Below are 19,844 nucleotides of genomic sequence, written 5' to 3' on the forward strand. Positions count from 1 at the left end.
TTGCAGCACCGTATGTAATGAAATAACAGAAAAGTGAACCAGATAGGTCGATTTGAGCTGTTATTTATTCTTCAATTTTTGCGCCTTCTGGTGTACCTGTGATTACGACGTCAGCACCACGGTGAGCAAAAAGACCCACAGTCACCACACCCGCGATACCGTTGATCTTGTCTTCCATTTCTTTCGGGTTAGTAATCTGCATGTTGTGTACATCCAAAATTACGTTGCCGTTGTCAGTCACAACGCCTTCACGGTAAGCCGGGTCACCGCCCAATTTTACTAATTCGCGCGCAACGTAAGAGCGTGCCATTGGGATCACTTCTACAGGTAGTGGGAACTGACCTAGTACGTCAACTGCTTTGGTGCCGTCAACAATACATACAAACTTATCAGAGATTGCTGCGACAATTTTCTCACGAGTCAGAGCCGCGCCGCCGCCTTTGATCATTTCACGTGCTGGGTTAATTTCGTCTGCGCCATCAACATACACATCCAGCTTCATTACGTCGTTACACTCGTATACTTCAATACCAAGCTCTTTAAGGCGCTCAGTTGAAGCGACAGAGCTAGACACTGCACCTTTAATATCGTCTTTGATAGTGCCTAGTGCATCGATGAAGTGATTCACGGTAGAGCCAGTACCAACACCGACAATGCTGCCTTTCTCAACATATTTTAGTGCTGCCCAACCAGCCGCTTTTTTCATTTCATCTTGAGTCATGCCAATCTCCTGAATAGATGTTCGTTAACGTTTGCGGGCGTGATTATAGCGGCTTACTTGCCACTTTCCCATTGCCATATTCGGCTTGGGGTCACGATCTTAGGTAATGGAATGTCCCAGCTTTCAATTGGTAAGCGTTCTACATGTTGGCAGTCGTGAGCGATACCAACAGGCTTGGCACCTTCTCCGGTTATAAACCAATGAGACAGGGTACGGTCATAATACCCTCCGCCCATGCCTAAGCGGTGGCCGATGCTGTCGAATCCAACCAAAGGTGTACAAATGATATCAAGTTGACGAACGGGCTTGAGGTGGCGGATGTCCAGTTTGGGCTCTAAGATGCCGTATTTGTTGTAGACCAATTGATCATCACTTACGTACAGAAGAAACAGTAACTGACCTTTGGAAAACGGATGGATGACAGGTAGATAAACCGATTTTCCCTGTAGCCACAACCACTCAATGAGCGGCTTGGTATCAAGTTCACCGTCAGCAGAAAGATAAATAGCAATATGCTGTGCTTGCTGGATTTCAGGAAGTTGAGAGAACTGAGTGACAAGGTCGATCCCCGCTTGGAATTGCGTGTCGCTACACAATGCGTTGCGCTTTTCACGAATCAGTTTGCGGAAGTCTTGTCGAGAGAGGTCTGACATAGAGAGAATACCCCAGGGTGCCGTTGAGGATTGTGGCCCTTGAACCAGCTGGTTCAAGGCGGATCAGCAATGACAACCGTAGGCTTCTCGGTGCATGCCGAGCTTGCTCAATAGTTACCAAATACTAACCCTTAGGTATTGCTTATCGGCTCAGGGACTTAAATCCTGCTGACGCACACCCCAGGGTAAATTTTGTATTTACTGCTGTCCTTGCGTAACTTTGCTTAGTGCGTTCTCAAGAGACGCAGTGAGCTTTTCCATTCGCTCAGTAATTTCTTGCTGTTGACCGTTTGATTCGTATGACTTGGTGTGCAACTCATAACAAATATTCAATGCAGCGAAGGTCAGCAGTTGGATTTCATTGGTTACCTTAGTACGTTCGCTCATTTCTTTCAATCGGCGATCCAGATCTTTTGCCGCTGCAACAAGAGACTCTTCTTGTCCTGTCGGACAATTCACTCGTGTAACTTTGCCTAATATTTCAACGTCGATCGCTTGATTGCTCATGATGAATAAACTCTATATTCGCGCTATCTAAGGTGTTGCTTCATACAACTACCGAGGAGCAAACTATAGGAAAACCGCTATTAAGATTCAAGCATTTCCCATCACAGAAAGAGAAATGATGACGAGATCACACAGGAATTGGGCAAATTGAGCAAATGCTGTTCAAAATTGAATTTGATAGCCGTTTCAGACCACTAACCTTGATGGTAGGATATACCAATACATTATTATGCAAGAATGAGCCAAGTTATGAGTGAAATCACCCTTCCTGAATACCAATCTATTGCTGCTGAACTGCAATCTGCAAGCCTGGCAGTAACACCTGCGGAATTACATGGCTTATTTGTCGGCATGTTAAGTGGTGGATTGGCGATTAATGATCAAACTTGGCAGCCTATTCTGTTTGACTACACCAATGATGGTATGGGTTGGCCTTCTACCGCGCTAGCGTTTGCTCAAAGCGTATTCACCGTTACTGTCAATGAACTCACGGGCACGTCGATGGAGCTGTCTTTATTATTACCAGATGAGCCGGGAGAAGAAGGCTTATTCGCGTTGGCTGACAGCGTGTCCGATTTCGTAAACCACTTTATTTCTGGGTTAGGTCTAGCAGGTGTTGCGCTAAATAAAGCGTCAGATGACGCTAAAGAAGCATTGGCTGACCTAGAAGAGATTGCTAAATTAGGCATTGATGAAGATGACGACCTCGGTGAACAAGCGCAATTGCTAGAACAAGTGATTGAACACATCAAAGCTTGCGTACTAACGATTCATGCTGAGTTTGGTGTTCGCCCTGAAAGTGGCGATAAAAAGCCTACTATTCATTAATCGTAGATGGTCCAGAGGTTAGCATGAAGCAATATGATGTAGTCATTGCTGGTGGTGCCATGGCTGGTGCAACGTTAGCATTGGCGATTGACCATTTGTCCCAGGGAAAGCTCCGCATTGCCGTCGTTGAGCCTTTTAAAGCGCAGTCAGATATGCACCCTGGTTTTGACTCTCGCTCAATCGCATTGTCTTACGGTACTGTCAATCTGTTGCGTCAACTACAGCTCTGGACTTCAGTAGAACCGTTTGTCACACCCATTGAACATATTCACGTTTCTGATCGCTCTCATGCTGGGATGACGGAAATTACCAAGCAAGAGATTGGCGTTGAAGCACTAGGGTATGTTGTCGAATTAGCCGATGTTGGTCGCGTATATCAAGAATTATTAGATAGCAGCGCATCCATTACACTGTTTTGCCCTGACTCTGTTACCGATATCGAGCGCGAGCAAGACTGTACCCATATTACGTTGAAAAGCGGTGAGCAGCTTGACGCAAAACTGTTGGTGGCAGCCGATGGTGCTGTTTCAACCTGCTGTCAGAAAATTGGTTTAGAGCTTTCTGAGCAAGATTTTGAACAAGTGGCTGTCATTGCCAATATTGTGACTCAAGAACCTCATCAAGGTAGAGCCTTTGAACGTTTTACTGAAAATGGCCCTGTTGCTTTATTGCCAATGAGTGACAATAGAATGTCTTTAGTTTGGTGTCTGCACCCTGAAGAAGCCCAAGCAGTTCTTGAGTTATCTGACCAAGCATTTCTCCAACGTTTACAACAAGATTTTGGTTGGCGTTTAGGCGCGATGAAAAAAGTGGGACGCCGTGCAAGTTACCCATTGCTTCTTCGCCATCGAAAGCAAAATATTTCTCATCGTTTTGCGATTGTTGGGAATGCGGCGCAAACGCTGCATCCGATAGCTGGACAAGGTTTTAATCTTGGTATCCGCGACGTTGTCTCGCTAGCAGAAGAAATCGTGCAGCAAAGCGATGATGTTGGTCTTTATCAAGGCTTGATGCGCTTTAGTCAGCGTAGAGAGGCAGATCGAAGCGAAACGATCTGGCTAACCAGTGCCTTAGTGCATATTTTTTCAAATGATTTACCCGCGATGCGAATTGGGCGAAATACAGCCTTAGCAGCGATGGATAACCTTTCTATTTTTAAGCAGCCGCTACTGCGCCATACGCTTGGTTTGGTAAAACGATGAACGGCCGCACTGAATTAGGTAATAAAAAGCAATGATGCAAAGTGTAGATATCGCCATCATCGGCGGAGGGATGGTTGGGTTGGCACTTGCTGCCGCGTTCAAGGACAGTGATCTGCGTGTCGCCGTAATAGAAGGCAAGGTGCCAGATGAGTCGTTGAAAGAGTTACCTGATGTGCGTGTGTCTGCGTTGAGCCGTTCTAGTGAGACGATCTTGCGTAAGCTTGGCGCTTGGCAGGGGATAGAGCAACGCCGAGCTTCACCATACTACGGTATGGAAGTGTGGGAGCAAGATAGCTTTGCTAGTATTGAGTTCAATGCACAAAGCATGGCACAACCTGATTTAGGGCATATTGTTGAGAATCGAGTGATTCAACTCGCACTGCTCGAACAAGTCCAAAAGCTCGATAACGTCACTATGTTTATGCCTGCACGTTGCGCGACCTTAGCGGTGGGCGAACAAGAAAGTTGGTTGACGCTCGACAATGGTCAAGCCATGACGGCTAAGTTAGTGGTCGGAGCCGATGGGGCAAACTCGTGGCTTCGTCATCAAATGGATATTCCGTTAACGCATTGGGATTATGGGCATCATGCTCTGGTCGCGAATGTTAAAACCGCTGCTCCGCATAATAGCGTTGCACGACAGATTTTTACTCCTCAAGGGCCATTGGCGTTTTTGCCAATGTCGCAACCAGATATGTGCTCTATTGTTTGGTCCACTGAGCCAAATCGTGCAGAGCAGCTATTGGCAATGAGTGAGCATGATTTCAACAAAGCATTGACGAGCGAATTTGATACACGACTTGGTCTATGTGAAGTCGTGGGAGAGCGTGCCGCGTTTCCTCTGAAAATGCGTTATGCGCGAGATTTTGTTGTGGAGCGAGTCGCATTGGTTGGTGATGCAGCGCATACCATTCATCCTCTAGCGGGCCAGGGGGTAAATTTAGGTTTATTAGATGCAGCCAGCCTCGCTCAAGAGGTGCTAGCGCTATGGAAGCAAGGCCAAGATATTGGCAGCAAACGTAACCTAAGAGGTTATGAGCGTTGGCGCAAAGCGGAAGCAGCAAAGATGATCGCTGCAATGCAAGGGTTCCGAGACCTGTTCTCTGGAGAGAATCCTGCTAAGAAGCTGGTTCGTGGCATTGGTTTGAGTTTAGCGGGTCAATTGCCGGGAGCGAAAGATGAGATCATGAAGCGTGCGCTTGGTCTAAAAGGTCATCTGCCTGATCTGGCACGTCAGTAGGTGTAAAGCGAACTTCAAATACACAAAAGGCTGGTTAATCCAGCCTTTGTTTTATCAACGTTTTGCTAAGCATATGCGCATCGGAGTTTCATTATTTCTTGGTTGATCTCTTTGACCGCTCGGAAATGGCGTTGCTCTGCTTTCTCCGGCAGTATTAACTTGCCGTTATCAAACTCGAATCTACCGACCCCGTAAATATAAATTCTTCCTTTAAAAAGACGACTTATATGTTTAGCAATCATACTTGGTGTATAGCGCTTAAACAGTCTCATATTTACTTTCCTTTTATCTAACCTAGCCTAGGTATTCTACGTTTTGGACGCGAAAATTATTGTGACAGCCATAGTATTAAATACAGATGTAGGGTGTTGCGTCAGAGATTTGTGTTGTCTTAGACAATTTGACAGTGTCATCTCTTAAATAGCGTGAGGATTACCCCAAAAAATCACCGTTCAAGGAACCCTTACAACAATACACTCCTTTTTACGTGACGCATTAAGCAATAGTTTTGTTACAGAATTAAGAATAGAACGAAAATGATTGTTTGCTAATTGTTTCTATTAAGGTGGTATCCAACAGAACAAACTTTACGTCCTAATGGTTAGAGAAAGAGGAAGAGAAAAAAGTTCCGCACAAAAAAAAGCCCGCTTCAGCGGGCGAATAGTCACAGATGCATTACACAAAAGTGGACAGCTGACGGCATGAATACTGTCATTCAGTCAGCTGATTCACTTTATGTTGGTTAAGTGCTTGTTTGAAACTTAACCAACAAATTCAGCATATACGAGTTTTATCTTTGTGACTATTTATGTTTTATATGTGATTAAAAATTCTCTCGTCTATTTTTATAGATATGAGCGAGATCACGTGGTGATAGAAAAACTACGTGCTATTACATTATTTTTAGACGACTAACGACAGATCTCAGCTACGGTCGGCTGACACAATTGGATAAGATCTTGGATAGAAAGCGCCAGTCCAGCCATACGATCACCACTGCTGATCGTGACTTCCTGTTCTTCTAGTAAGCTAGGATCGAACACGATCGGCATGTGTCGTTTGAGTAATAGTGGAGTGACAGTACCAATTTTGTAACCCGTGATGGCCTCAACGTCGGCTTGATCAACGCAAGTCATCCGGCGGCATTGCAGTAACGAGCGCACTTTTTTGGGATCGACACTACGATCACCAGGCGCACAGGCGAGAGCATATTGATTACCCATGTCTCGTAGCAAGATCGCTTTTACCATTTGAGAAGGGCGAATGCCGCGTTGTTGCGCGGCATCCTCAATAGTGGTTGCTGGTCTTTGATGCGGTAACAGACGAAACGGAATGTGTTGGGCTGTGAGAAATTGCATCAAAGGAGTATTGATTGTATTACTCATCATCAAGACTGTAAGGCAGTGATTCGATTGTCCATTCACATTCTGGTTGAGCAACCAAACGAAGACGAGTGTCTTCATCGAGATTATTGGGCAGTACGATCAGGCCAATCGCGTGATTGTCGCTGAACTGGTAGTGGTTTAATAAAGCACCCACTGAACGCCAGTTTTCACCTACGCTGCGTTCGAGCTCAATTGGCTCGTCACTGAATGAAGCAGAAGTTGCCCCTTTTACGATGTACATCGCACGTTTATTTGTACCGCGATACTTAGCTCGTGCTACCGTTTCTTGTCCTGTGTAGCAGCCCTTTGTGAAGCTAATGCCTCCTAAAGCTTGCACGTTGAGTGCTTGTGGAATGTGAGCATTCTGCGCGGATGCAGAGACAAATGGTAAACCAGCTTCAATGTCGAAACGATTCCAAAGCTCATTTGTCGTAAGGGCAGCATCTGTATTTTCAACGACTTGTTGCGCAGCTGGCGCACTTAATATCAGTAGCCAGCGGTTTTGTGAAACTTGTACCGCGGTGCCGCCTTCAACAGGGCGAACGCTGCCAGTCGTTTTGCTCATTGAAGAAATAAGCTCATCGGCTTTGACGCCGGCAACACCTAAGATAACTTCATCAGAAGCTTCAATCGTTACTTTAGAGAAAATGGCGTATTTTTTTATTTCGCTAAGTTCTACGTCAATCGCCGATTTTGGTTGGATCATGCCGTAGCCATCGTGGTGATGGAAAAGGCGGAACACACTCCACACTTTACCTTTCGCATCACAATGTGCGCCTAATGTTGATTGGTCTTGTTCTAAAGAAACGACATCGCAGGTAACCTGACCTTGTAAGTATGATTTTTTATCGTCACCGACCATGGTGATCATGCCGAAATTGTCCAGCAGCGAGATAGATAACTCTGGAAGTGCGTCTTGAGTTGAGAGAGGTAGTGCTGAAAAACGAGTTTGCCATTCCATAATTACAATGCCTTTTGAAGATATTTTTCCGCTATGTTATACCCAAATAACCTTGAGATACTAGGGGAGCGATTTACGAATCAACATTTGTCTGCTTTCACTATCGTATTGTGACCCGCACACTAGTGACGTAGCACATCCCTTGTTACACTCCGCACTAACAACAAGACATCTATGAAGGAATAGTGAATGTACACTCCGGAAGAAAAAGCGCGTATTAAATGGGCTTGTCGTCGAGGCATGCTTGAGCTTGACGTAGTAATTATGCCGTTTTTTGAAGAGTGCTTTGATACTCTGAGTGAACAAGAGCAGCGTGACTTTGTTTCTTTACTTGAATGCGATGATCCTGATCTGTTTACTTGGATAATGGGGCATGGCCGCAGCGAAAACTTAGGTCATGCTGCAATGGTTGATAAAATTGTCGCCCATAACCTCAGCAAAGTTCGTTAATTTTACCGCTTCTCCCTCTCTGACTGCCCGAGTTCTCAATGTAATACTTTTCTTACTGATGACTTGGGCCGTTACCCTCTCTAGCATCCCTCTCGTATTATCGATTTATTTGTTATTAATGATTGTTAAGGCACTACTGAGCCAAGGCTTTGTTAAACCGACAAGTCAGGGTTATTGGTATGTGCATTGCGATGGCTCGGTTAGGTTTGAGGCCCTTGAGTATAGTGAATGTTCGGCGGCTCTTGAGTCTGAAAAGGATCAGTTACAACGAGTCGATACATCGACATTGCCATTCAAGATAACATTTCGATTGCAGTCTGGCCGTAGCGTCACGATTTGGCGTGATAGCTGTGACGATCAGCATTACCGTCAATTATCTTTGGTATTACGCCAGTGGGAAATGAAACAGGGAGCCAATGCTCCCTGTTGATGTAATAGTTTATTTTGTCGAATTAAAGCTGTTTAGCTGGAACCAAAATCGTTGGTCCGCTGTTTTCCAGTTGGTTCGGATAATCAAGCGTGTAGTGCAAACCTCGACTCTCTTTACGCTGCATCGCACAACGAACCATCAGCTCTGCTACTTGTAAAAGGTTACGCAGTTCTAATAAGTTGTTCGAGACACGGAAATTGCTGTAGTACTCATGCGTTTCTTGTTGCAACAGTTGGATACGGCGCAAGGCGCGTTCTAAACGCTTGTCAGTTCGTACAATGCCCATGTAATCCCACATAAACAGACGAAGCTCGTGCCAGTTGTGCTGAATGATCACTTCTTCATCACTGTTGGTCACTTTACTTTCATCCCAACATGGCACCTGTGAAGGAAGCTCCACGTTAGTGTGATGTTTTAGAATATCTTTCGCCGCAGACCAAGCATAAACCACGCATTCGAGAAGTGAATTTGATGCCATGCGGTTAGCACCATGCAGCCCTGTATAGCTGACTTCGCCAATCGCATACAAGTTTTTAAGATCGGTGCAGCCATTTCTATCCACCATGACACCGCCACAAGTGTAGTGCGCAGCAGGTACGATTGGGATTGGCTCTTTGGTCATATCAATGCCCAAGTCCATCAAGCGTGAGTAAATGGTTGGGAAGTGTTTCGTAATAAAGTCCGCAGGTTTGTGACTGATGTCGAGGTACATACAGTCGGCACCCAAACGCTTCATTTCGAAGTCGATAGCGCGAGCCACGACGTCACGCGGAGCAAGCTCTTTACGCTCATCGAAATCTGGCATAAAGCGAGAACCATCGGGACGACGCAGGTAAGCACCTTCACCACGTAACGCTTCGGTCAACAAGAAGTTACGCGCCTCGGGGTGGTATAAACACGTCGGGTGGAACTGGTTAAACTCCATATTTGCCACACGACACCCTGCACGCCAAGCAATGGCAATACCATCACCAGACGAAACATCTGGGTTAGAGGTGTATTGATAAACTTTTGAAGCGCCACCTGTAGCGAGAACCACAAATTTGGCCCGCACGGTTTCGACATGCTCTTCGTTGCGGTTCCAAATATAAGCACCGATAACTTTGTTTTTATCACCGCCAATTTTATCTTCGGTGATTAAGTCCAGCGCATTGTGACGTTCGAGAACATGAATATTTGGATGGTTGTGAGCGTTATCTTGCAGAGAGGTTTGCATCGCCATACCTGTTGCATCTGCCGCGTGAAGAATACGACGACGACTATGGCCACCTTCACGAGTTAAGTGGTAACGAGGCTTATCGTCAGAGTCATCCTCTTCACGATCAAATGGGACACCACCGTCGATCAACCACTGTACGCACTCTTTTGAATGTTCAGCAATGAACCTCACGGTGTCCTCATCGCAAATACCATCGCCGGCGATTTGCGTATCTTCAACGTGTGAATCAATGGTGTCTGACTCATCAAATACAGCAGCAATACCACCCTGGGCATAATAGGTCGCCCCTTCGCTGCGTGGCCCTTTACTCAGCACCATCACTTTACAGTGGTTAGCAACGCGCAAAGCCAACGACAAACCAGCCGCGCCACTCCCTACCACTAACACATCACACTCATGTTCACGATTTGTGTTCATATAACTTTTATAATCCCAAGCTAAGGTAACAAAGTCACCTTGTGTATTATTTGCACACCATGTGCATTCCATTATCGCGACACCTGTCGCTAAGGGCTAAGTTGGGAGACCTATCGACATCCGTGTTACTGCGGTGACTGAGCCACTCTTCTTTTTCATGCAGAGCATGAGCATGCTTCCTAAGTTATATTTGTAACGCGGTGTTCAGATAGCCATTAGCCATGCAAATGAAAAGTAATAGTTTGTCAATGCCATTGCTTTTCCATGCTCGACCCAGCACAATCTGGGACAGAGATCATTCATTATACCCATTTCCCCTCAAGATGCTCGCTTGTCAAACTTAGACTAAAGTCAGGCAACGGTGGTCATTTGGGTATAGACATCACACTGTGAAAAAACAATGACAAAAAACTTGAGAAACCATGGAACTTTCTCATTCACGTTAGGGTCACAATAGTGCTCAAGTAAGCAGTGGTGTCAATACTACGTTTTGCATAATTAGTACCCATATCTGAGAAGAGTAGGGGCATAACAAATAGGAGTATCCGCTCGAATGAACGAGCAGCTGACCGATCAAGTATTGATTGAGCGAGTTCAGAATGGCGATAAGCAAGCATTCAATCTGCTGGTAACGAAGTACCAGAACAAGGTATGTAATCTTATTTCCAGATACGTTAGTAATCCTGGCGATGTACCAGATGTAGCACAAGAAGCGTTTATTAAAGCTTACCGAGCTATTCCCAGCTTTCGTGGGGAGAGTGCGTTTTATACGTGGCTGTATCGCATTGCAGTGAATACTGCGAAAAATCACATTGTTGCTCAAGGGCGTAGACCTCCAGCGACAGATGTCGATGCTGAAGATGCTGAATTTTACGAAACAGGTAGTGCACTTAAAGAAATATCGAACCCTGAGAACTTAACGTTGTCCAAAGAATTGCAACGGGTGGTGTTCAGTGCAATCGAAGCTTTACCTGAAGATTTAAAAACCGCAATGACATTACGAGAGCTCGATGGCTTGAGTTATGAAGAAATTGCAGAAGTGATGGATTGCCCGGTAGGAACGGTACGATCGCGTATCTTCCGTGCTCGTGAGGCGGTGGAAAAGAAAATCAGACCTCTTTTGCAACGCTAGTACAAGTAATAACTATGGTGAAAATAATGGCTGACAAAGAAAAACTTTCAGCTCTCATGGATGGAGAATTGGTCGATAAGGCTTTAATTCAAGAGTTAGAGCAAGACCAAGAGAGCCGTGATGCTTGGCAGAACTATCACCTGATCGGTGATGTGATGCGAGGCGAAGCGCCAGCAAAACCTGAGTGGAATATTGCTGAAAGCGTGGCGTTAGCGTTAGAAGATGAACCTGCACACCGTGCGTTTGATGCGCACAGTGCAAATGTTATCTCAATCGCTGATACGCCAAAAGAGTCGCAACCAGAACCGCAAAAAGCAAAACGTCAGTTGCCAGGTTGGTTGACACAGTTTGGTCAAGTTGCAGTTGCTGCATGTGTATCGCTTGTCGTTATTTTAGGTGTACAGCAGTACGGTGGTAGCGATTCAATGTCGCCGCAAACAGACCAATTGCCTGTGTTGCAGACAGTTCCGTTTGCTGGCAGCGCAGAGCCTGTGAGTTTAACTCGTGAGTCTGTTGAGCGTTCTGTAGGTGAAGCAAATATGCAAGAGCAACGTAAGCGTGTTCATGCTATGCTGCGAGACTACGAATTGCAGTTACGAATTAACAGTGATGCATCTCAACAAGATGCAAATCTGAATCCGGATATTGAATGAAAAAATTTCTGATCAGCGCTTGCGCTCTGTTCAGTATGATGTCTTCTCAAGCCTTTGCTGGTGATAAGCCAGCGGAGGCTTTATTGCATCAAATGAGCGAGGCGAGTAAGAATTTAAGTTACGAACTCTCTTATATCCTTATCAAAAAGAACAGCATTGAGCCGTTGCTGTATCGTCATGCCACGCATGGTGACGATCAATATGCTCATCTTGTTTATTTAAGCGGCCCTGTGCGCGAAGTGATTCGTCGTGGCACAGAAGTAAGCTATATCGAAACGGGTTTAGAACCATTCACCATAGAGTCAGGTAAAATGGTCGCTCCGACCATGCCTATGCTCAACACCAATATCGATGAGCTAAACTTGTATTACGACTATGTAAAAGTGGGTAGAGCTCGTGAAGCAGGTGTAGCAACACAAGTGCTGCGTGTCGTCCCTAAAGACGGTCTGCGCTATTCATACGTACTATGGATCGATGAAAAGAGTAAATTGCCGTTACGTGCCGACCTTGTGGACCGAGATGGTGAGATGCTTGAACAATATCGCACTATTTCTTACACGGTGAATCCAAAAATCGCAGAGTTAATGAGTGGCCTACAAGATGTTCAATTACCAGCTGTTCTCACCATGCCAAAAGGCGATATTGGGACCAGTAATTGGCAGGTAGGTTGGATCCCTGAAGGTTTCGAGCCGAACGAGCTCAACCGCTATCGTATGGCCGTTACTAATCAAATGGTGGAGAGCCAGCTGTATTCTGATGGTCTGTTTAGCTTCTCTGTTTACGTAGCAAACAAAGATGAGCATTCGTTAAAAGGGCAGTTGGTTCGCCAAGGCAGAAGAACGCTACACAGTTTTGTGAGCGGTCAACATGAAATCTCCGTTGTAGGAGACATTCCGCCGACCACAGCACAACGTATCGCCCAATCTGTCACATTTAATGTAACAAAGAGTAAACAACAATGATGACCGCGTTGGCTACTGTGACAGACGTACATCGTCGCGGTAAACAATACGAAATTGATTTAAGCTGCGAACCGCAGACCAGTTGCAGTAGTTGCTCTTCACAGAAAAGCTGTGGAACGGGCGTTGTGACTAAAGCCATTGGTAACAAGAGTTTATCTTGGCACCTGAGCACGGATAAATCAGTGAAGATAGGTCAAGTCGTCGAGATAGGCTTTCCTGAGTCGAGCCTGATAAAATCAGCAATGGCGGTTTATTTACTGCCGTTGTTTGGTTTGATTATCGGTGCGATGTTTGGTCACTTCCTATTAGCGCCGCTGACCGCGGGCGGGGAAGGTATCATCATATTGGCATCAGTATTATTTGCAGCTGGTGGAATGTGGATCGCAAAACGTGTTTCTCGTCCGTTAGAGGATGAATCCAAGCGCCAAGTTACCCTTGTTCGGGTACTTGGAGAGCCAATCCAGTAAGCGCTGTCCCCCTCCGCTTAAGGTTATTTGGGTATGTACTTTAAATTACGTGCGCCCGTTAACGAAATTCGGTAGAATCTGCCAACTTGATTGAAATGCCGTCAGTAGATGGCGTTTCTTACTGTCCCTATTTGTAAAGAGTTAGTCACCCTAAATCTATGAAGCACATTCGTAACTTTTCGATTATCGCCCACATCGACCATGGTAAGTCGACCCTATCAGACCGTCTAATCCAAGTTTGTGGCGGGTTAACCGATCGTGAAATGGCCGCACAGGTTCTGGATTCTATGGATCTTGAACGTGAGCGTGGTATCACCATTAAATCTCAGAGTGTGACGCTAAACTACACCGCTAAAGACGGTGAAACGTATCAGCTGAACTTCATTGATACTCCGGGGCACGTTGACTTTGCATATGAAGTATCACGTTCTCTAGCGGCTTGTGAAGGTGCGCTATTGGTTGTAGATGCGGGTCAAGGTGTTGAGGCTCAAACACTGGCTAACTGTTACACCGCGATTGAGATGGATCTAGAGGTTGTGCCAATCTTGAACAAGATTGACCTACCAGCAGCCGATCCTGAGCGCGTGGCAGAAGAAATTGAAGAAATCGTTGGTATCGATGCAATGGAAGCAACCCGCTGTTCTGCGAAGACAGGCATCGGTGTTGATGACGTTCTAGAGAACATTGTGTCAGCGATTCCAGCACCGGAAGGTGATCCAGATGCGCCACTACAAGCGCTGATCATTGACTCATGGTTTGATAACTATCTTGGCGTTGTTTCTCTAGTACGTATTAAAAACGGCGAACTGAAGAAGAACGACAAGATCAAAGTGATGAGCACGGGTCAAGTTTGGGGTGTAGACCGTCTTGGTATTTTTACACCAAAACAAGTAGATACCGACATCCTTCGTACTGGTGAAGTAGGTTGGGTGGTTTGTGGTATTAAAGACATCCTTGGTGCACCAGTTGGTGATACGCTGACTATGGCTAAGAATGGCTGTGAAGAACCGCTACCAGGTTTTAAGAAAGTAAAACCTCAGGTTTACGCAGGTCTGTTCCCGGTATCTTCTGACGATTACGAGAACTTCCGTGATGCGCTGGGCAAATTAAGCCTAAACGACGCATCGCTATTCTACGAGCCAGAAAACTCCGCGGCACTTGGCTTTGGTTTCCGTTGTGGTTTCCTTGGCATGCTGCACATGGAAATCATCCAAGAGCGTCTAGAGCGTGAATACGACTTAGATCTCATCACCACGGCACCAACCGTAGTTTACGAAGTTGAAAAAACGGATGGTGAACTGCTGTACGTTGATAGTCCTGCCAAACTACCAGCGATCAATGATATTGAAGAAATTCGTGAACCGATCGCTCGTTGTAATATCCTGGTACCTTCAGAGTATCTAGGTAACGTCATCACGCTGTGTGTTGAAAAGCGTGGTACTCAGGTCGATATGGTTTACCACGGTAACCAGGTTGCCGTGACTTACGATATTCCAATGGCAGAAGTGGTACTGGATTTCTTCGACCGTCTGAAATCGACATCTCGTGGTTATGCGTCTTTGGATTACAACTTCCAGCGTTTTGAAGCTTCGAATATGGTACGTGTAGACGTTCTTCTGAACGGTGACACCGTTGATGCATTGGCGATGATCACACACAAAGACCAGTCTCAGACTCGCGGTCGTCAGCTGGTAGAGAAGATGAAAGAATTTATCCCTCGCCAAATGTTTGATATCGCAATCCAAGCAGCGATTGGTAACCACATTATCGCACGTTCAACTGTAAAACAGCTGCGTAAGAACGTAATCGCGAAATGTTACGGCGGTGACGTAAGTCGTAAGAAGAAACTTCTGAAGAAACAGAAAGAAGGTAAGAAGCGCATGAAGCAGATCGGTAACGTTGAGCTGCCTCAAGAAGCGTTCCTAGCCATCCTTCACGTAGGTAAAGACTAAAGTTGAACTTTGTCTCACACTTGTCGGTCTTAAGACGTTAGATATTAAAATAAGTGAAAGGGTTTCGGCTCTTTCACTTTCGTATTTTTAGATAAGGGAATTTAATGGCGAATACATTCTCACTGATGCTGGTTATTGCGACTTTGGTAACTGGCGTGGTTTGGCTACTGGAAAAGCTGGTTTTCGCGAAAAAGCGTCAGGAAAAACTGGCTGAGATTCAAGCTCAGACGTCTAATGGTTTGGATGCAGTGACTTTGCAAAAAGTTGAGCGTCAGCCTTGGTGGGTTGAAAATAGCGTCTCAATTTTTCCTGTGATTGCGTTCGTTTTAGTATTGCGTTCTTTTATCTACGAACCATTTCAAATCCCATCAGGCTCAATGATGCCGACTTTGTTGGTGGGTGACTTTATCTTGGTAGAAAAATACGCCTATGGCTTGAAAGATCCGGTATGGCGCACGCAGTTAGTTGAAACAGGTAAACCTGAGCGTGGTGATATCGTGGTATTCAAATATCCGCCACAACCAAGTGTGGATTACATTAAGCGTGTTGTTGGTTTGCCTGGTGATATCGTGCGTTATTCAAGTGATAAGCAGCTTTGCGTGCAAAGCCAAGGTGAATCGGCGTGTAAACCAGTTAAACTGAGCAATGTTGAAGAAAGTCAGTTTAGCTCGAACGGTATTCCAATGATCCAACTGGATGAAAAATTGGGTAACGTGGAGCACAATATTTTGGTTAACCCTCTTGTTCGTAACCGTGTGGAGCAATACTTCCCACGTAGCGGCACGACAGAGTGGGTTGTACCACAAGGTCAGTACTTTGTGATGGGTGATAACCGTGACAACAGTGCTGACAGCCGTTACTGGGGCTTCGTTCCTGAAGCAAACTTAGTCGGCAAAGCTGTCGCCATTTGGATCAGCTTCGAGTTTGATCGTGGCGCAGATAGCGTTCTACCTTCATGGATTCCAACTGGTGTGCGTTTTAACCGCATCGGTGGTATTCACTAACCATTTTATATCGAGAGAGTATGAATTCTCCAATTGATAAACTAGAGAGAAAGCTCGGCTACCAGTTTCAAGATGCCGGGCTTATCAACTTGGCGCTGACTCACCGCAGCGCCAACAGTAAGCATAATGAACGTCTTGAGTTTCTGGGCGATTCAATTTTAAGTTTTGTCATCGCTGATGATCTGTACCATCGTTTCCCGAAAGTGAACGAGGGTGACATGAGCCGTATGCGTGCTACTTTGGTTCGTGGACATACATTGGCGGAACTGGGTCGTGAATTCGATCTAGGAGATTATTTAAAATTAGGTCCAGGTGAATTGAAGAGTGGCGGTTTTCGCCGAGACTCTATTTTAGCCGATGCGGTTGAAGCCATTATTGGCGCAATTTACCTAGACAGCGATCTTGAAGTTGTGCGAGGCATTGTACTGAGTTGGTACAACTCTCGCCTTGAAGCCATTAAACCAGGCGTCTCACAAAAAGATCCGAAAACTCGCCTACAAGAGTTCCTACAAGGCAGAAGAAAACCGCTGCCTGTGTACACAGTGACTAATATTAAAGGTGAAGCGCACAACCAAGAGTTTACGGTTGAGTGTGAAGTAGCAGGTGTGGACAAGCCTGTAATCGGGAAAGGCACCAGCCGCCGCAAGGCAGAACAAGCGGCCGCTGAAACAGCACTTGAGCAATTAACAAATGGCTGATAACGAATTCGATATCGATGCGTTTTTCGCATCACAAGGTGAGCCAAGCTCGCCAGAAAACCAGCACTGTGGCTTCATTGCTATTGTTGGTCGCCCAAACGTAGGTAAGTCGACACTTCTGAACAAAATCTTGGGTCAGAAGATTTCGATCACCTCACGTAAGCCGCAAACAACACGCCACCGAATTATGGGTGTGGACACGGAAGGCGATTACCAAGCGATTTACGTCGACACGCCAGGACTTCACATCGAAGAAAAGCGTGCGATTAACCGCTTGATGAACCGTGCGGCTAACTCATCTCTAAGTGATGTAAACCTAGTGTTCTTCTTAGTCGATGGTACGCATTGGACTAAAGACGATGAAATGGTGCTAACTAAGCTTCAAAAATCGAACTTCCCAGTTGTGCTTTGTGTCAATAAAGTCGACAACGTGCAAGATCGTAACGAAGTAATGCTGCACATGGCGGAGATGTCTAAAAAGATGGACTTCGTTGACGTTGTGCCAATCTCAGCGAAGCAAGGGAAGAACATTGATGTACTGCGTAAGCACGTGCGTAATCACTTACCTAAAGCAACGCACCACTTCCCAGAAGAATACGTGACTGATCGCTCCCAGCGTTTTATGGCATCTGAAATTGTGCGTGAAAAGTTAATGCGTTTCACGGGTGAAGAATTGCCATACTCGGTAACGGTTGAGATTGAACGTTTTGATTACAACCCAGAAACAGACGGTTTCCATATCAATGCCTTGATTCTTGTTGAGCGTAATGGCCAGAAGAAAATGGTTATTGGTAAAGGTGGCGAGAAGATCAAGACCATTGGTCGTGAAGCACGTTTAGATATGGAAGAGTTGTTCGGTCGTAAGGTTTACCTAGAAACCTGGGTAAAAGTGAAATCTGGCTGGGCAGACGATGAACGAGCACTGCGCTCGTTGGGTTATATCGACGACTTATAATCTTGGCTGCGAAGATGCTTCGCTCCAACATCGATGAAAACTCAGTATCGATTAAAATAAGGAGCCGCTTGGCTCCTTATTTTTTATTTCACACTTTTTAGGCACAATGACTTAGATGAGTAATCTGTCTTCTGAAGGTTTACAGCGCTGCTTTGTATTACATCGCCGCCCTTACAGTGAATCGAGCTTAATCCTTGATGTATTCAGTGAGGAATATGGGCGAATGACTTTAATGGCCAAAGGCGCGCGCAGTAAGCGTTCGAACTTAAAAGGCGCATTGCAACCTTTTACTCCGCTGTTACTTAAATGGTCGGGAAAAGGTTCAATGAAGACTTTGCGTCAAGCTGAGCCGATAAGCCTAGGTTTACCGTTAACGGGCATTAATCTCTACTCAGCCATGTACGTCAATGAACTGATTGGCCGTATCTTGATGGCTGAAGTGCCGATGCCAGCGCTATTTCATGATTATTTGCATGCGTTAACAGAGTTGGCACACAACGAGAACCCTGAGCCAGCACTGCGTCGTTTTGAGTTAGCATTGCTCTCTTCTATGGGGTATGGCGTGGATTTCTTGCACTGTGCAGGTACTGGCGAGCCCGTCGACCCAGAGATGACGTATCGTTACCGGGAACAAAAAGGCTTCATAGCTTCGGTTAGGCGCGATAACCTTACGTTTTTAGGGAATGAGCTGATTGCTATCAGTGAGCGGCGGTTCGTCACTAAAGAGCAGCTAAAAGCGGCAAAACGCTTTACACGTATAGCCTTAAAGCCGTATCTTGGCGGCAAACCTTTAAAAAGTCGTGAATTTTTCATTCAGACCCCCAGAGCACGGAGTAACGGAAAATGAGCTCAATTTATTTAGGCGTCAATATCGACCATATTGCCACTCTACGTAATGCACGTGGTACAAAATACCCTGATCCTGTGCACGCTGCAGAAATTGCTGAGCGTGCAGGCGCGGATGGTATCACAATTCACTTACGTGAAGACCGTCGCCATATTTTGGACCGTGATGTACGTATTCTGCGTGAAACCATTCAAACGCGCATGAATCTAGAGATGGCTGTGACGGACGAAATGGTTGAGATTGCGCTGCAAACTAAACCAGAGTTTGTGTGTTTAGTGCCTGAAAAGCGTGAAGAACTGACGACGGAAGGTGGCTTAGATGTAGTAGGCCAGCTTGAAAAAATTAAAACTGCGACGAAAAAGCTGACAGATGCAGGCATTAAAGTTTCACTCTTTATTGATGCTGATCGTCAACAGATTGAAGCTGCGAAAAAGTGTGGTGCTCCGTTTATTGAGCTGCACACGGGTCATTATGCTGATGCGACGACAGAAGACGAACAGCAAGCAGAACTGAAGAAGATTGCCGCTGGTGCGAGTTATGCTCATGACCTAGGTATTATTGTTAATGCCGGGCATGGACTGACTTATCACAATGTCGCGCCAATTGCGGCATTACCAGAAATTTACGAACTCAACATTGGTCACTCAATCGTTGGTCGCGCGGTATTTGATGGTTTGAATAAAGCGGTTGCGGACATGAAAGCACTGATGATTGAGGCTCGCCAGTCATAGGGCTATCTAGATGGCGATTATAGGGTTAGGCACCGACATTGCAGAAATTGAGCGTATTGAAAAAGCGTTAGCTCGTAGTGGTGAGCCTTTTGCTCAGCGTATTCTTTCAGAAGAAGAAATGGCTAAATTTTCACAGCTTAAGCTGCAAGGCCGTTATCTTGCTAAGCGCTTTGCGGTCAAAGAGGCGGCCTCAAAAGCATTGGGGACAGGGATCGCAAAAGGGGTCACGTTTCACGATTTTTCCATCTCGAACGATGCGCTTGGAAAACCAGTGCTCGCATTGACGGGCACAGCAAAACAAATAGCGGATGCGATGGGCGTTAACCACATTCACCTGTCCATTTCCGATGAGCGTCATTACGCTGTGGCGACGGTCATTTTTGAATCCTAGCTTGTAAGTCTGAAACAAAATACTAAAAAGCCAGAGCAT

The 19,844-nt window shown here is 45.7% G+C and carries 23 protein-coding genes and 1 other RNA gene; 16 read left to right on the forward strand and 8 right to left on the reverse strand.

What is annotated here, in order from left to right; genetic code table 11:
- Positions 1-64: 64 nt before the first annotated feature.
- The 4 genes from rpiA to OO778_RS02595 all read right to left on the reverse strand — a co-directional run bounded on the left by rpiA (position 65) and on the right by OO778_RS02595 (position 1,881).
- The gene (rpiA, locus tag OO778_RS02580) at positions 65-721 is read right to left on the reverse strand and encodes a ribose-5-phosphate isomerase RpiA (protein WP_005380982.1); all 657 of its coding nucleotides are present in this window, start codon (positions 719-721) and stop codon (positions 65-67) included.
- A gap of 53 nt (positions 722-774) precedes the next feature.
- Entirely contained in the window at positions 775-1,374 is a 600-nt protein-coding gene (locus OO778_RS02585; protein WP_182020034.1) for a 5-formyltetrahydrofolate cyclo-ligase, read from the reverse strand.
- Positions 1,375-1,379: 5 nt separating this feature from the next.
- Positions 1,380-1,564, reverse strand: a non-coding RNA gene (gene ssrS / locus OO778_RS02590) — 6S RNA.
- 8 nt (positions 1,565-1,572) lie between these two features.
- Complete coding sequence (locus OO778_RS02595; protein ID WP_005393932.1) at positions 1,573-1,881, reverse strand: cell division protein ZapA; 309 nt, start codon at positions 1,879-1,881, stop codon at positions 1,573-1,575.
- Positions 1,882-2,130: 249 nt separating this feature from the next.
- On the opposite strand from OO778_RS02595, the gene OO778_RS02600 reads away from it, so the two are divergent.
- From OO778_RS02600 to OO778_RS02610, 3 genes are read left to right on the forward strand one after another with little or no spacing between them, the layout of a single operon-like run.
- Positions 2,131-2,709, forward strand: coding sequence for a YecA family protein (locus tag OO778_RS02600; RefSeq protein WP_074191800.1), 579 nt, complete (start codon positions 2,131-2,133; stop codon positions 2,707-2,709).
- 23 nt (positions 2,710-2,732) lie between these two features.
- Entirely contained in the window at positions 2,733-3,911 is a 1,179-nt protein-coding gene (gene ubiH / locus OO778_RS02605; RefSeq protein ID WP_074191799.1) for a 2-octaprenyl-6-methoxyphenyl hydroxylase, read from the forward strand.
- A gap of 31 nt (positions 3,912-3,942) precedes the next feature.
- Entirely contained in the window at positions 3,943-5,151 is a 1,209-nt protein-coding gene (locus tag OO778_RS02610) for an FAD-dependent 2-octaprenylphenol hydroxylase (RefSeq protein WP_074191798.1), read from the forward strand.
- Between the two features lie 65 nt (positions 5,152-5,216).
- Here OO778_RS02610 and OO778_RS02615 read toward each other — a convergent pair whose 3' ends face one another.
- From OO778_RS02615 to ygfZ, 3 genes are all read right to left on the reverse strand, one after another.
- Complete coding sequence (locus OO778_RS02615; protein ID WP_005380970.1) at positions 5,217-5,423, reverse strand: DUF1107 domain-containing protein; 207 nt, start codon at positions 5,421-5,423, stop codon at positions 5,217-5,219.
- 639 nt (positions 5,424-6,062) lie between these two features.
- Positions 6,063-6,536, reverse strand: a complete 474-nt coding sequence (locus tag OO778_RS02620) for a YbaK/EbsC family protein (RefSeq protein ID WP_074191828.1) — start codon at positions 6,534-6,536, stop codon at positions 6,063-6,065.
- Positions 6,529-7,497: a tRNA-modifying protein YgfZ gene (gene ygfZ, locus OO778_RS02625; RefSeq protein ID WP_074191797.1), complete on the reverse strand. Its 969-nt coding sequence runs from the start codon at positions 7,495-7,497 to the stop codon at positions 6,529-6,531. Before ygfZ ends, OO778_RS02620 begins: the two co-directional genes overlap by 8 nt.
- 189 nt (positions 7,498-7,686) lie before the next feature.
- Here ygfZ and OO778_RS02630 point away from each other — a divergent pair, with 189 nt between their 5' ends.
- On the forward strand, positions 7,687-7,947 hold the full coding sequence (locus OO778_RS02630; protein ID WP_005393925.1) for a succinate dehydrogenase assembly factor 2: 261 nt from the start codon (positions 7,687-7,689) through the stop codon (positions 7,945-7,947).
- Entirely contained in the window at positions 7,895-8,377 is a 483-nt protein-coding gene (locus OO778_RS25055) for a protein YgfX (RefSeq protein ID WP_308384594.1), read from the forward strand. The genes OO778_RS02630 and OO778_RS25055 overlap by 53 nt, the downstream gene beginning before the upstream one ends.
- Positions 8,378-8,399: 22 nt before the next feature.
- Here the strand turns inward: OO778_RS25055 and nadB are convergent, their stop codons facing one another.
- A complete protein-coding gene (gene nadB / locus OO778_RS02635) occupies positions 8,400-10,013 on the reverse strand; it encodes an L-aspartate oxidase (protein WP_074191826.1) in 1,614 nt (537 codons plus the stop codon).
- 553 nt (positions 10,014-10,566) lie between these two features.
- On the opposite strand from nadB, the gene rpoE reads away from it, so the two are divergent.
- The 11 genes from rpoE (at position 10,567) to acpS (ending at position 19,805) form a co-directional block, all read left to right on the forward strand.
- Positions 10,567-11,145, forward strand: coding sequence for an RNA polymerase sigma factor RpoE (rpoE, locus tag OO778_RS02640; RefSeq protein ID WP_005380946.1), 579 nt, complete (start codon positions 10,567-10,569; stop codon positions 11,143-11,145).
- Between the two features lie 26 nt (positions 11,146-11,171).
- A complete protein-coding gene (locus OO778_RS02645) occupies positions 11,172-11,798 on the forward strand; it encodes a sigma-E factor negative regulatory protein (protein WP_012841405.1) in 627 nt (208 codons plus the stop codon).
- A complete protein-coding gene (gene rseB / locus OO778_RS02650; protein WP_005393918.1) occupies positions 11,795-12,760 on the forward strand; it encodes a sigma-E factor regulatory protein RseB in 966 nt (321 codons plus the stop codon). Before OO778_RS02645 ends, rseB begins: the two co-directional genes overlap by 4 nt.
- Complete coding sequence (locus tag OO778_RS02655) at positions 12,757-13,227, forward strand: SoxR reducing system RseC family protein (protein ID WP_074191796.1); 471 nt, start codon at positions 12,757-12,759, stop codon at positions 13,225-13,227. Before rseB ends, OO778_RS02655 begins: the two co-directional genes overlap by 4 nt.
- A 158-nt stretch (positions 13,228-13,385) precedes the next feature.
- Positions 13,386-15,179: a translation elongation factor 4 gene (lepA, locus tag OO778_RS02660; RefSeq protein ID WP_074191795.1), complete on the forward strand. Its 1,794-nt coding sequence runs from the start codon at positions 13,386-13,388 to the stop codon at positions 15,177-15,179.
- A 104-nt stretch (positions 15,180-15,283) separates the two neighbouring features.
- Complete coding sequence (gene lepB / locus OO778_RS02665; protein WP_005380933.1) at positions 15,284-16,183, forward strand: signal peptidase I; 900 nt, start codon at positions 15,284-15,286, stop codon at positions 16,181-16,183.
- A gap of 20 nt (positions 16,184-16,203) precedes the next feature.
- Positions 16,204-16,881, forward strand: a complete 678-nt coding sequence (rnc, locus tag OO778_RS02670; protein WP_005393907.1) for a ribonuclease III — start codon at positions 16,204-16,206, stop codon at positions 16,879-16,881.
- Positions 16,874-17,836, forward strand: a complete 963-nt coding sequence (era, locus tag OO778_RS02675; protein ID WP_258615592.1) for a GTPase Era — start codon at positions 16,874-16,876, stop codon at positions 17,834-17,836. The genes rnc and era overlap by 8 nt, the downstream gene beginning before the upstream one ends.
- A gap of 115 nt (positions 17,837-17,951) precedes the next feature.
- Positions 17,952-18,683: a DNA repair protein RecO gene (gene recO / locus OO778_RS02680; protein ID WP_006743310.1), complete on the forward strand. Its 732-nt coding sequence runs from the start codon at positions 17,952-17,954 to the stop codon at positions 18,681-18,683.
- Complete coding sequence (gene pdxJ / locus OO778_RS02685; protein WP_264910658.1) at positions 18,680-19,414, forward strand: pyridoxine 5'-phosphate synthase; 735 nt, start codon at positions 18,680-18,682, stop codon at positions 19,412-19,414. The genes recO and pdxJ overlap by 4 nt, the downstream gene beginning before the upstream one ends.
- A gap of 10 nt (positions 19,415-19,424) precedes the next feature.
- A complete protein-coding gene (acpS, locus tag OO778_RS02690; protein WP_012841407.1) occupies positions 19,425-19,805 on the forward strand; it encodes a holo-ACP synthase in 381 nt (126 codons plus the stop codon).
- Positions 19,806-19,844 lie beyond the last annotated feature (39 nt).

Origin of the sequence: Vibrio sp. STUT-A16 (assembly GCF_026000495.1) — a bacterium.
GTDB classification, from domain to species: Bacteria; Pseudomonadota; Gammaproteobacteria; order Enterobacterales; family Vibrionaceae; genus Vibrio; species Vibrio diabolicus.